The sequence below is a fragment of the Phenylobacterium sp. genome (assembly GCF_035539035.1).
Classification (GTDB): domain Bacteria; phylum Pseudomonadota; class Alphaproteobacteria; order Caulobacterales; family Caulobacteraceae; genus Phenylobacterium.
Genome location: NZ_DATLJI010000016.1, coordinates 765,618 through 777,500 on the forward strand (window position 1 = coordinate 765,618; position 11,883 = coordinate 777,500).

Sequence of the window (11,883 nt, forward strand, 5' to 3'; positions counted from 1 at the left end):
CGCCTCAGAACTTGTCCAGGTCGCGCCCGACCACCTTCGTCAGGTCGTCCTGCGAGGGCGGGCCTTCGGGCGTGAAGTAGCCGGCGGCCTTCTTGGCCTCCATTTCGACGCTGGCGTCGGGCGGCACGAGCCAGTCGGGGATCGGCACCCGCTCGCCGATCTCGATGCCGCCGTGGACCAGGGCGTCGTACTTCATGTTGGACATCGACACGAACCGGTCGATCCGCCGGATGCCCAGCCAGTGGATGATGTCGGGCATCAGCTGCTGGAAGCGCGCGTCCTGGACGCCGGCCACGCACTCGGTGCGCTCGAAATAGGTCGCCGCCTGGTCGCCGCCCGGCTGGCGTTTGCGGGCGTTGTAGACCAGGAACTTGGTCACCTCGCCCAGCGCCCGGCCCTCCTTGCGGTTGTAGACGATCAGCCCCGTGCCGCCGGTCTGGGCGCTCTGCACGCACTCCTCGATGCCGTGCGTCAGGTAGGGCCGGCAGGTGCAGATGTCGGAGCCGAAGACGTCGGAGCCGTTGCACTCGTCGTGCACCCGGCAGGTCAGGCTCACCCGTCGGTCGCCGAGCTTCGTCGGGTCGCCGAAGATGTAGAGGGTGATGCCCCCGATCGGCGGCAGGAAGACCTGGATGTCCGGCCGGGTGACCAGCTCCGGATACATCCCGCCGGTCTGCTCGAAGAGGGTGCGGCGCAGGGTCTGCTCGTCCACCTCGAACCGCTCGGCGATGCCGGGCAGCCACCAGACCGGATCGATCGCGGCCTTGGTCACCGAGACGTCGCCGCCCTCGTGCACCACCTCGCCATCGACCTTCAGCCGGCCCTTGGCGATGGCCTCATGGATCTCCGGCAGGTCGATGCGCGCCTTGGTGACGGCGATGGTCGGGCGGATGTCGACGCCTTCGGCCAGCTCCGGCGCGAAGTCCTCCGCCACCCGGTGGCCCCAGGGGTCGAGGCTGACGATCCGGCCGGGCTCGCTCCACTGCGGATGGGGCCCGATCTCCACCACCGGGTAGGTGTTGTTGAGCTCGGGGCGGGCCAGCGGGTTCATGGCCCCGGCCGAGATGGCGAGCGCCCGGTAGACCGAATAGGCGCCGCCGTGGGCGCCGATCGCGTTGCGGTCGGAGCCGGCGTTGGCGGTGGCCACCACGGGCCCGCGTTCGCGCGCCGTGGGCGCGTCCCAGCGGATCGGGAAGCGGCTCGCCGCGCCCGCGCCGGGGTGCGAGGTGAGCCGGATGTGGGATGTCCTGTTTCCGGACATGTGTCTGAAGAACCTCCAGAATCGAGAAGGCCCCGCGCCGGTTCGCCGGCGCGGGGCCTTTGAGAGCGAACTGTGATCCTAGGCTCCGGACTTGGCAAGAAATGCTGAACGGCGGTCGGCGAGCGTTCAGGCGCCGCCGATGCCCTCGGTCACCTTCCCCGTGCCGTCGCACTCCGGGCACGGCTGACCCTCGAGCCGGCCGCTGCCGCCGCATTTCGGGCACAGGTTCTCGCCGGCGGAGCTCTCGTCCTCGCGTGGCAGGTTGGGCTGGGCCGGATCGGTCATGGCGGCCTCCGCGTCAGTCGCCGGGCTCCGGCGGGACGGCCGGGCTCCGGGCGGGACGGAATTCGGTCAGGAGGGAAAGCGCGCCGAGCGGCGAGCCGAAGAGCAGGAAGAACCACATGCAGGGATAAACCGGAGCGGGCGCGACCGTTGCCTTTCACCGCGCGCGTGCGCATCACGCTCGGGTGAGCACCAACCTCCAGGCCTTCCGCGCGAGCCTCCTGCACCTGCTGGACGACCCGTCCATCGCCGGCGACGAGGCGGTCGTCTGGCACGAGGACGGCCTGCTGCTGGTGGAGGACGGCCACGTGGCCGCGTTCGGCGCCTGGGACGAGCTCGCCGGCGGCCTGCCCGAGGGCACGGCCGTGGAGGCCCTGCCCGGCCGGATCATCGCGCCCGGCTTCGTGGACGCCCACATCCACTATCCGCAGACCGACGTCGTCGCCGCCTGGGGCGCGCGCCTGCTGGACTGGCTGGCGTCCCACACCTTCCCGGTGGAGCAGGCCTTCGAGGACCGGGCGCATGCGGACGCGGCGGCCGCCTTCTTCCTCGACGAGCTGCTGCGCAACGGCACCACCAGCGCCCTGGTCTTCGGAACCGTCCACCGCACGTCCGTTGACGCCCTGTTCGAGGCGGCGCTGGCCCGCAACATGCGGCTGATCGGCGGCAAGGTGCTGATGGACCGCAACGCGCCTCCGGCGCTCTGCGACACGGTGGCGAGCGGCCGGGCGGACTCCGAGGCCCTGATCCGCGCCTGGCGCGGCCGCGGCCGGCTGGGCTACGCCGTGACGCCGAGGTTCGCGGTCACCTCCTCCGACGCCCAGCTGGCCATGGCCGGCGAGCTCGCCGCCGCCCACCCCGACATCCTCGTCCACACCCACATGAGCGAGAACCTTGAGGAGATCGCCACCGTGGAGGGCTTGTTCCCCGAGCACGGCAGCTACCTCGGCGTCTACGACCGCTTCGGCCTGGTCACCCCTCGCTCGGTCTTCGCCCACTGCGTCCACACCGACGCCGCGGACCTGCGCCGCCTGGCCGAGGCCGGAGCCTCGGCGGCGTTCTGCCCCTCGTCCAACCTGATGCTGGGCTCCGGGCTGTTCTCGCTGAAGCAGGCCTGCGCCTGCGGGACACGCGTGGCGCTCGGCACCGACGTCGGCGCCGGCGCCAGCTTCTCCCTGCTCCACGTCATGGGCGAGGCCTACAAGGTCGGCCAGCTGCAGCACGAGGCGCTGGACCCGCTGCACGCCTTCTACCTCGCCACCCTGGCCGGGGCCCGGGCCCTCAGGATCGAGCACCGGGTGGGCAGCCTGACCCCCGGCAGGGAGGCGGACTTCGTCGTCCTCGACCCGGCCGCCACGCCCCTCCTCGCCCGCCGGGCCGCCGCGGCGCGGTCGCTGCGCGACAAGCTCTTCGCGCTCTCCATCCTGGGCGACGACCGGGTGGTGGAGCGCACCTACCTCATGGGCCGGCTGGCGCACGCGCGCGATGGCGCTAAGGATTAGGCCATGAGCGACCTTACCGCCTTTATCCGCGGCCTGCCGAAGGCCGAGCTCCACCTGCACATCGAGGGCAGCCTCGAGCCCGAGCTGATGTTCGAGCTGGCCCGGCGCAACAGGGTCGCCCTGCCCTTCCGGAGCGTGGAGGAGGTCCGCGCCGCCTACGCGTTCTCGAACCTGCAGGACTTCCTCGACATCTACTACCAAGGCGCCCGGGTCCTGCTGACCGAAGAGGACTTCAGGGACCTCGCGCTCGCCTACTTCCGCCGCGTGGCCGCCGACGGTTGCCGCCACGTGGAGCTGTTCTTCGATCCTCAGACCCACACCGACCGCCGCGTCCCGTTCGCCGTCGTCGCCGACGGCCTGCTCGCGGGAATGGCCGAGGCCGGGATCAGCCTCGGGATCACCTCGAGGCTGATCCTCTGCTATCTGCGCCATCTCCCCGAGGAGGCCGCCCTGGAGACGCTCCGGCAGGCCGAGCCCTATCTCGACCGCATCGCAGGCGTCGGCCTGGATTCGTCGGAGGTCGGCCACCCGCCGTCCAAGTTCGCCCGCGCCTTCCAGGCCTCCCGCGAGCGCGGCCTGAAGCTCGTCGCCCACGCCGGCGAGGAGGGCCCGCCGGAGTATGTCTGGGAGGCGCTCGACGTGCTGCACGTGGACCGCATCGACCACGGCAACCGCAGCCTGGAGGACCCGAAGCTCGTCGAGCGCCTGGTCCGCGAGGGCATGACGCTGACCGTCTGCCCGCTGTCCAACCTGAAGCTCTGCGTCGTCGACGACCTGAAGGCCCACCCGCTGAAGCGCATGCTGGCGCTCGGCCTGCACGCCACCGTCAACTCCGACGACCCGGCCTATTTCGGCGGCTACCTCGGCGACAACTGGGTGCAGGTCGCCGGAGCCGTCGACCTGACCCGCGACGAGCTCGTCACCCTGGCGAAGAACAGCTTCACCGGCGCCTTCCTGGAGCCTGAGGAGAAGCAGCGCCATCTGGCGGCGATCGACGCCTACGTGGCGCAGGCCTGAGGTGCTGGAGCGGCTCTTCCAGCTCTCCGAGCGCGGGACGAGCGTCCGCACCGAGGTGCTCGCCGGCCTCACCACCTTCCTGACCATGGCCTACATCGTCCTGGTCAACCCGGCGATCCTGGGCCAGGCCGGCATGCCGGTGGCCGGCGTCGCCGCGGCCACATGTCTGGCCGCCGCGGTCGGCTGTTTCCTGATGGGCTTCCTGGCCAACTATCCGATCGCACTCGCGCCGGGCATGGGCCTCAACGCCTATTTCGCCTTCACCGTGGTGGGGGCCATGGGCGTGCCCTGGCAGACGGCGCTGGGGCTGGTCTTCATCTCCGGCGTCGCCTTCCTGGTCCTGACCTTCGCAGGCGTCCGCCAGCTCATCGTCAACGCCATCCCGCGCAGCCTGTTCGCCGCCATCGCCGCCGGCATCGGCCTGTTCATCGCGTTCATCGGCCTGCGCAGCGCCGGCATCGTCACCGCCAGTCCCGGTACGATCGTGGGTCTGGGCGACATCAAGAGCCCGACCGCGCTCCTGGCCATCCTGGGCCTGGTGATCGTCGCGGCCCTGCAGGTGCTGAAGGTGCGCGGCGGCATTCTGATCGGCATCGTCGTAACCGCGGTTCTCGGCTGGGCGCTCGGCCTCGCCCAGTGGACTCCGCAGCCCTACAGCGTCGAGGCCATGACCTCGACGGCCTTCCAGCTCGACATCCCCGCAGCGCTCGGGATCGGCGGCCACGGCTTCGGCTTCGCCCTGCTGGAGATCCTCTTCGTCTTCCTGTTCGTGGACCTGTTCGACAATGTCGGCACCCTGGTCGCCGTCTCGAAGCGCGCCGGTCTGATGGCCCCCGACGGCTCGATCCCGCGCCTCAACCGCATCCTGCTGGCCGACGCCACCGCGACGGTCGTGGGCTCGCTGGCCGGCACCAGCACCGTCGTCAGCTATATCGAGAGCGCCTCGGGCGTCTCGGTCGGCGGCCGGACGGGGCTGACGGCCATCGTTGTGGGCCTGCTCTTCCTGGCGACCCTGTTCGTGGCCCCCTGGGCGCAGCTCGTGCCCGCCGCCGCCACCGCCCCAGCCCTGATCCTGGTGGGCGCGATGATGATGGCCCCGCTGGCGGAGATCGATTGGGAGGACCCGGTCGTCGGCATCCCAGCCTTCCTGACGCTCATAACCATCCCGCTGACCTTCTCCATCGCCAACGGCCTGGCCTTCGGCGTGCTGGCCTACGCCATCCTCAAGCTCGTCGCCCGCCGCACGAGCCCGGCCGACTGGCTGCTCTATGCGCTGGCCGCCCTGTTCCTGGCCCGCTTCGCCTATATGTCGGCCGGGTGATCGCGCCCCGCGGCGCGGGCAAGCAGGGCGTAGAAGTCGCGGGCGAAGTCCTCCGTCCGGCCCAGCGGGCCCGAGCGGATCTCGCCCCTCAGCGTGCTCTTCAGCCGCCGCCGCCGTTCGGGCTCCGCCGCGAGGGCCACTGCCGTGGCGTGGTAGGTGTCCAGGTCGCAGGCGCAGAGGTCCACAAGCCCCGCGTTTGTCAGCAGCGAATAGCTCAGCCGCTCGAACATCGCCGGGCCCACGAGGCTCACCACGGGCACGCCCATCCACAGCGCTTCGGCCGTGGTCGTGCCGCCGGTCAGCGGGAAGGTGTCCAGGGTGATGTCGATCTCGTCGTAGTAGGCCATGTGCTGGCCGCGCACGGCATGGAAGTCGATGCGCGCCTCGTCCACGCCCTGCTCGGCGAACGCCGCCAGCACATTGCGCCGGAAGGTCGGAGCGCCCGCCTCCGGCCGGACGAAGGCGAAGCGCGAGCCCGGCACGGCGGCGAGCACGCGCGCCCAGGCCCGTAGCACCATGGGCGTGAACTTGTAGGGGCTGTTGGCCGTGCCGAAGGTGACGAAGCCGTTCCGGTCCTCCGGAATCTCGGCGCGCATCGGGCGCAGCAGCGGGAAAGCCTCCTCCGCGAGCGTCAGCCAGGTCGCGGGCATGACCAGCGGCTGCTCGGCCAGCAGCCCGGGGTCCGGCGGCCGGCAATAGGGGTCGCAGATCAGGTGGTCGACGGTCGCCAGCCCCGTGGAGTGCGGATAGCCCAGCCAGCTCGCCTGACGCGGGGCCGGACGATAGGCGAGCGCCGCAAGCCGGTTGCCGTCCGTCGAGCCGCCGATCTCCACGAGCACGTCCAGGCCGTCGTCGGCGATGGTCTGGGCGACATCGCGTGCCGGCGCATCGGGCGCCCAGCGGTAGGCCGTGACGCGCTCGGCGATATGGGCCTGGACCGGATGCTCCGGGCCCCGATGCGTGGCGTAGCAGAAGACCTCGAACCGCGAGCGGTCCAGGTGCTCGAACAGCGGCAGGGCGAAATAGGCCGCCACGTGCCCGCGCAGCACCGACGAGAGGAAGCCGACGCGGAGCCTTTCCCCCGCCGCCGCCCGTCCCGCACGGCGGATCGGCCGCCGCGCCGCCTCGGCCTCCGCCGCCCGCCCCCAGATCCGGTGCTGCTCGAGCAGTTCCCGCCGGTCCTCGTCGGTCCGCACACGGGGCAACTGCCGCAGCAGCGCCGCATGGAGGCCGGCCGAAGCCCACAGGCGCCCGAGCGCGCGAAAGTCGCCCAGCCGCTCCACGTCGTCGAAGGCGCAGACCCGCTGCAGCGCCTCCACCGCGGCCTGGGCGTGGCCGGCCCCGAACGCCTCGCCGCGGTCGAGCGCCTCCCGTATTATCCGGTAGCTCTCCTCCACCCGCGCGCCTTCGTCGGCCGTGCGGGACGCCTGGAGGTGGGCGCTCAGCGCCGCCCGGTAGTCGAGATTGCCCGGCTCCAGCGCCACGGCGCGTCGCAGGTGGTCGAGCGCCGCGCCGGGGTCCCGGACCAGCAGCGCCAGCTCGAAATGCGCCCAGGCCCCCGCGTCCAGTCCGGGCAGGCGCTCGAGCAGGAAGGCCTCGGCGTCCCTCGGCCGGCCGAGGCGCTTCAGGGCCATCAGCCAGGCCCGCAGCAGTCGCGGCTCGCCGGGGTTCGCGGCGGCGGCCGCCTGGAACGCCGCCTCGGCGCCCGCGCCGTCCGCCCCATCCGCACTGACGCCGATCAGGTCGAGCCAGGCGTCCATCGCCTTGGGATCGAGCGCCACCGCCTCGCGCAGGCTGGCCAGCGCGGCCTCGGTCCGCCCGAGCTTCACCCGCGCCCGCGCAAGCTGACGGTGCACTTCGGACGCACCGGGCTGCGCCGCCAGGAGGGTGGCGAACGTCGCCTCCGCTGCGACGAAGTCCCCGATCTCCATCAGCAGCAGCCCGTAGCTGTAGCGCACCGCCGCATCCTCGGGCCGCAGCTGCAGCGCCCGTTTGAACGCCGCCCGCGCTTCGTTGCGCCGGCCGAGCCTGCGCAGGGCCACGCCACGCAGGCCCCATAGCTCGGCATCCTGCGGTGTTCGCGCCGCCGCCGCCTGGCTGCAGGCCTCCGCCTCCACGAGGCGGCCGGCGCGGATCAGTGCGACGACCTTCGCGCGCTCCGCCGCGGCGTCCGAGCCCCCTGCCTTCTCGTCCATGCCGCCGCGACTCCTCCCGGAGTCCCTCATACGAAAACGGCCCCCGCTTGCGCGAGGGCCGTTTCGCCGGTCGAGGACTTCGTCGGGTCAGACGCGCTCGATGATGATGGCCGGCGCCATGCCCCCGGCGGCGCACATGGTGACCAGGCCGCGCTTCAGGTCGCGGCGCTCCAGCTCGTCGAGCACGGTGCCGATCAGGATCGAGCCGGTGGCGCCGATCGGATGGCCGAGCGCCATGGCCCCGCCGTTGACGTTGACCTTTTCCCGGTCGAGCCCGAGGTCGCGGATGAACTTCTCGGCCACGACCGCGAAGGCCTCGTTGATCTCCCACAGGTCGATGTCGTCGGGCGTCAGGCCGGCCTTCTGCAGCACCTTCTTCGCCGCCGGCACCGGCGCGTTGAGCATCAGGGTGGGGCTGTCGCCCACGTTCGCCGTGGCGACGATGCGCGCCCGGGCCTTCAGGCCGTTCTTCCTGGCGTATTCCGGCGAGGCCAGCAGCACGGCCGCCGCCCCGTCAACCACGCCGGACGAGTTGCCCGCATGGTGGAAGTGCTTGATCTCCAGGTCCGGATAGACCTGGTTGATGAGGCCGGCGAGCGTCATCCCCTGCTCGTTCAGCGGCGCGCGGGCCATGGCCTCGAACGAGGGCTTCAGCGCGGCCAGCCCTTCGAGCGTGGTCTGCGGGCGCGGGAACTCCTCGCGGTCCAGGGCCACCGAGCCGTCCTCGCGGTAGACCGCCACGAGCGAGCGGTCGAAGCGGCCCTCGCGGATCGCCTTGTCGGCCCGCTGCTGGCTCACATAGGCGAGCTCGTCCAGCGCCTCGCGGGAGATGCCCTCCATGGTGGCGATCGCGTCGGCGCAGACGCCCTGGTGGCTCTGCGGGTGCTTGGCCCGCAGGCGCGTGTTGCCGCTGTCGATCAGCGCCGGGCCACCGTCGGGTCCCTGCATGCTGGCCGTGGCGGCGGTGTAGCTCATCATCTCGGTGCCGCCGGCGATCACCAGGTCTTCCATGCCCGACATGATCTGGGCCGCCGCCAGGTTCACCGCCGTGATCCCCGAACCGCAGAACCGGTCGAGCGTCACGCCCGAGGCGCGGGTGTCGTAGCCGGCGTCCAGGGCCGCCATGCGGCCGAGGTCGCCGCCCTGCTTGCCGCGCTGGGACGAGGTCCCCCAGATGATGTCGTCCACCTCGGCGGTGTTGAGGCTGTTGCGCTGGGCGATCGCCGCCAGGACGGTGGCCGCCAGGTGCTGCGGGTGGTGCTCGGCGAGCGCCCCCTTGCCGACCTTGCCGATGCCACGCGGCGTGCGGCAGGCGTCGATGATCAGGGCTTCGGACATGGTGCTTCCTTCGATGACGCTCAGGCGGACTGGGTGCTGTCGGGCAGCCCCAGGATCCGCTTGGAGATGATGTTGTTCTGGATCTCGGACGAGCCGCCGTAGATCGACATGGCCTTGCCCCACAGCCAGCTGCGGACCGCCTCGACCTCGTCGGCGGAGAAGGCGTCGCCCTCCCAGCCCAGGCCCTGGTGGCCCATGATCTCGAGCAGCAGCTCGGCGCGGGTCTGGGCGACGCTGGTGGCGGAATTCTTCAGGACGGAGGCCGCGTTGGTGGCCCCGTTGCCCTTGGATTCCGCCATGGCGCGGGCGAGCGTCAGGTTGTGCGCCCGGGCGTCCATCAGGTGGCGGTTGATGCGTACCCGCAGCTCGCCGTCGGCGATCCGGCCCTTCTCGTCGACGCCCACATAGCGCTTTGCGATGTCCTCGATCGCCGCGGCGCGGCCGCCGCCGGACGCCGCCGTCTGGCTGGCCCGCTCGTGCTGCAGCAGCCGCTTGCCGACCGTCCAGCCCTCGTTGAGCTTGCCCAGCACCGCGTCCTTCGGCGCCACGGCGTCGGTGAAGAAGGTCTCGCAGAACGGCGAGGCCCCGCTGATCAACGAGATCGGCCTGGGCTCGATGCCCGGCTGGTGCATGTCGATCAGGATGAAGGTGATGCCCTCGTGCTTCTTCGCCGACGGATCGGTCCGCACCAGCGCGCCGCACCAGTCGGACCACTGGGCCCCGCTGGTCCACGTCTTCTGGCCGTTGATCTTCCAGTGGTCGCCCGCGTCCTCGCAGCGCATCTGCAGGCTGGCGAGGTCGGAGCCGGCGTTGGGCTCGGAGTAGCCGACGCACCAGCGCACGTCGCCGCGCACGATCGGCGGGATGTGCTTCTTCTTCTGCTCGTCCGTGCCGTAGTCGAGGATGGTCGGGCCGATCATGGTCACGCCCATGCCGAAGGTCAGCGGGTTGAACGCGCCGGCCCGGCCCATCTCCTGCTGCAGCACACGGGCCTGGGCGGTCGACAGGCCGCCGCCGCCGTACTCCGTCGGCCAGGTTGGCGTGCCCCAGCCCTTCGCGCCCATCCGCTCCTTCCAGAGCGCCAGGTCGCCGGTGGGCTTCAGCCCTTCCATCATCGCCATGGCCAGGCCGGCCTGGCCCTTCAGGCTCTTGGGGAAGTTCTCGTCGAGCCAGGCGCGCGCCTCCGCCCGGAACGCCTCGAGCTCCACGTCGCCGCCGAAATCCGCCATTCGGTCTCTCCGTCCGGTCTCACAAATCAAAAACTGCGCCGACCATAACCCCAACTGCAGGCGCCGTTAGGGCGCCCTCCGGCCGCAGGGGAAGGCTGAGCGCGTGCTATGCCGCAGGGCAAAGGTTCACAGGGAGAAACGGCAAGATGAAACTCGACAGCTCCGTCGCCGCCGTGGTCACCGGCGGGGCGTCCGGCCTGGGCCGGGCCACCGCCACCGCGCTGCGCGACCTTGGCGTGAAGGTCGCGATCTTCGACCTCAACCGCGAGAACGGGGCCAGAACCGCCGAGGCGATCGGCGCCCTCTACTGCGAGGTCAATGTCATGGACGAGGCGTCCGTCGACGCGGGCTTCGCCAAGGCCCGCGCCGCCCACGGCCAGGAGCGTATCCTGGTCAACTGCGCCGGCGGCGGCCGGGGCGGCAAGACGATTTCCCGCGACAAGCAGACCGGTGAGATCAAGCCGTTCAACGTCGCCGACTTCGAGTGGGTGCTGGGCCTGAACACCGTCGGCACCTTCCGCTGCATCGTGAAGAGCGCGGCCGGCATGGCGACTCTGGAGCCCAACGCCGACGGCGAGCGCGGCGCGATCGTCAACACCGGCTCGGTGGCCGCCGAGGAGGGCCAGGTGGGCCAGGTCGCCTATTCGGCCGCCAAGGCGGCGATCAAGGGCATGACCCTCACCATCGCCCGCGACCTCTCCAGCGACGGCATCCGGATCAACACCATCCTGCCGGGCATCATGGCGACGCCGCCGATGCTGGGGGTGAAGGACCGCGCGCCGCAGATCTTCGAGGGCCTGACGCGGTCGGTCCCCTTCCCGCGCCGCCTCGGCCACCCGGAGGAGTACGCCGACCTGGCGCTGACCATGCTGCGCAACGGCTATTTCAACGGCGAGACCGTGCGATTGGACGGCGCGATCCGCATGCCGCCGCGCTAGGCTGGGCCGATGAGCAAGACCGACCTTCCCCCCTTCACAGGCGGCGGCGCCGCGGTGATCACCGGCGCGGCCAGCGGCATCGGCCTGGCGGCCGCGCGCCGCTTCGCCGCCATGGGCATGCCCGTGGTGCTGGCCGACCTGTCCGGCGAGAAGCTCCGCGCCGCCGAGACGTCGATCCGCGAGGCCGGCGGCCGCGTGGCCGCCGTGCCCACCGACGTCGCCAAGGCCTCCGACCTGCAGCGGCTGCGCGACCTCACCCTGCAGCACTTCGGCCACGTGGGCGTGCTGATGAACAACGCCGGCGTCGGCCTGAACCCCGGCGGGACCTGGCAGAACCTCGACGCGTGGCGCAGCCTCATGGAGGTGAACCTCTGGGGCGTGATCAATGGGGTGCAGGCCTTCCTGCCGGCGATGGTGGAGGCCCGCCGCCCGGCCTTCGTGATCAACACCGGCTCCAAGCAGGGGATCACCACCCCGCCGGGCAACGCCGCCTACAATGTCTCCAAGGCCGCGCTGAAGGCCTATACCGAGGCGCTGCAGCACGAGCTGCGCAGCACGGACGGCTGCCCGATCAGCGCCCACCTCCTGATCCCGGGCTTCACCTTCACCGGCATCACCGGCGCCAAGCAGAAGCCGCCGGCCGCCTGGACCGCCGATCAGGTCGTGGACTTCATGCTGGAGAGCCTGGGCCGCGGCGACTTCTACATCCTGTGCCCGGACAACGACGTCGACCGCGCCACCGACGAGAAACGGATGGCCTGGGCCATCGGCGACCTGATCGAGAACCGCCCGGCCCTGTC

10 protein-coding genes (1 of these 10 cut by a window edge) are annotated in these 11,883 nt (G+C 71.3%); 5 read left to right on the top strand and 5 right to left on the bottom strand.

Features of this window, described 5'->3' with window-relative positions:
* Window positions 1-4: 4 nt before the first annotated feature.
* On the bottom strand, window positions 5-1,261 hold the full coding sequence (locus VM685_RS17690; RefSeq protein WP_325461501.1) for a GTP cyclohydrolase II: 1,257 nt from the start codon (window positions 1,259-1,261) through the stop codon (window positions 5-7).
* A 126-nt stretch (window positions 1,262-1,387) separates the two neighbouring features.
* Window positions 1,388-1,546 (bottom strand): hypothetical protein, encoded by a 159-nt coding sequence (locus VM685_RS17695; RefSeq protein ID WP_325461502.1) that lies wholly within the window; start codon window positions 1,544-1,546, stop codon window positions 1,388-1,390.
* Window positions 1,547-1,728: 182 nt separating this feature from the next.
* On the opposite strand from VM685_RS17695, the gene guaD reads away from it, so the two are divergent.
* Genes guaD through VM685_RS17710 form a run of 3 tightly spaced genes read left to right on the top strand, consistent with a single transcriptional unit; the run spans window position 1,729 to window position 5,383 of the window.
* Entirely contained in the window at window positions 1,729-3,045 is a 1,317-nt protein-coding gene (gene guaD / locus VM685_RS17700; protein ID WP_325461503.1) for a guanine deaminase, read from the top strand.
* A 3-nt stretch (window positions 3,046-3,048) separates the two neighbouring features.
* Window positions 3,049-4,062 (top strand): adenosine deaminase, encoded by a 1,014-nt coding sequence (locus VM685_RS17705; RefSeq protein ID WP_325461504.1) that lies wholly within the window; start codon window positions 3,049-3,051, stop codon window positions 4,060-4,062.
* 1 nt (window position 4,063) lies between these two features.
* Complete coding sequence (locus tag VM685_RS17710; RefSeq protein ID WP_325461505.1) at window positions 4,064-5,383, top strand: NCS2 family permease; 1,320 nt, start codon at window positions 4,064-4,066, stop codon at window positions 5,381-5,383.
* Here VM685_RS17710 and VM685_RS17715 read toward each other — a convergent pair.
* From VM685_RS17715 to VM685_RS17725, 3 genes are all read right to left on the bottom strand, one after another.
* Window positions 5,365-7,578, bottom strand: a complete 2,214-nt coding sequence (locus tag VM685_RS17715; protein WP_325461506.1) for a tetratricopeptide repeat protein — start codon at window positions 7,576-7,578, stop codon at window positions 5,365-5,367. The genes VM685_RS17710 and VM685_RS17715 overlap by 19 nt on opposite strands.
* Before the next feature lie 87 nt (window positions 7,579-7,665).
* Window positions 7,666-8,916: an acetyl-CoA C-acetyltransferase gene (locus VM685_RS17720; protein WP_325461507.1), complete on the bottom strand. Its 1,251-nt coding sequence runs from the start codon at window positions 8,914-8,916 to the stop codon at window positions 7,666-7,668.
* A 20-nt stretch (window positions 8,917-8,936) separates the two neighbouring features.
* A complete protein-coding gene (locus tag VM685_RS17725; RefSeq protein WP_325461508.1) occupies window positions 8,937-10,145 on the bottom strand; it encodes an acyl-CoA dehydrogenase family protein in 1,209 nt (402 codons plus the stop codon).
* A 146-nt stretch (window positions 10,146-10,291) separates the two neighbouring features.
* Here VM685_RS17725 and VM685_RS17730 point away from each other — a divergent pair, with 146 nt between their 5' ends.
* Together VM685_RS17730 and VM685_RS17735 are read left to right on the top strand one after the other, a co-directional pair.
* Window positions 10,292-11,083 (top strand): SDR family NAD(P)-dependent oxidoreductase, encoded by a 792-nt coding sequence (locus VM685_RS17730; RefSeq protein WP_325461509.1) that lies wholly within the window; start codon window positions 10,292-10,294, stop codon window positions 11,081-11,083.
* A gap of 9 nt (window positions 11,084-11,092) precedes the next feature.
* On the top strand, window positions 11,093-11,883 hold the 5' portion of the coding sequence (locus tag VM685_RS17735; protein WP_325461510.1) for an SDR family NAD(P)-dependent oxidoreductase. Its footprint extends 64 nt past the window's final position; only the first 791 of its 855 coding nucleotides appear in the window; it begins with the start codon at window positions 11,093-11,095; its stop codon lies beyond the right edge, outside the window.

Excerpts from the sequence above, each read along its gene's own strand:
- VM685_RS17690 (WP_325461501.1), bottom strand. The coding sequence starts at position 1,261 with ATGTCCGGAAACAGGACATCCCACATCCGGCTCACCTCGCACCCCGGC.
- VM685_RS17695 (WP_325461502.1), bottom strand. The coding sequence starts at position 1,546 with ATGACCGATCCGGCCCAGCCCAACCTGCCACGCGAGGACGAGAGCTCC.
- VM685_RS17705 (WP_325461504.1), top strand. The coding sequence starts at position 3,049 with ATGAGCGACCTTACCGCCTTTATCCGCGGCCTGCCGAAGGCCGAGCTC.
- VM685_RS17715 (WP_325461506.1), bottom strand. The coding sequence starts at position 7,578 with ATGGACGAGAAGGCAGGGGGCTCGGACGCCGCGGCGGAGCGCGCGAAG.
- VM685_RS17720 (WP_325461507.1), bottom strand. The coding sequence starts at position 8,916 with ATGTCCGAAGCCCTGATCATCGACGCCTGCCGCACGCCGCGTGGCATC.
- VM685_RS17725 (WP_325461508.1), bottom strand. The coding sequence starts at position 10,145 with ATGGCGGATTTCGGCGGCGACGTGGAGCTCGAGGCGTTCCGGGCGGAG.
- VM685_RS17730 (WP_325461509.1), top strand. The coding sequence starts at position 10,292 with ATGAAACTCGACAGCTCCGTCGCCGCCGTGGTCACCGGCGGGGCGTCC.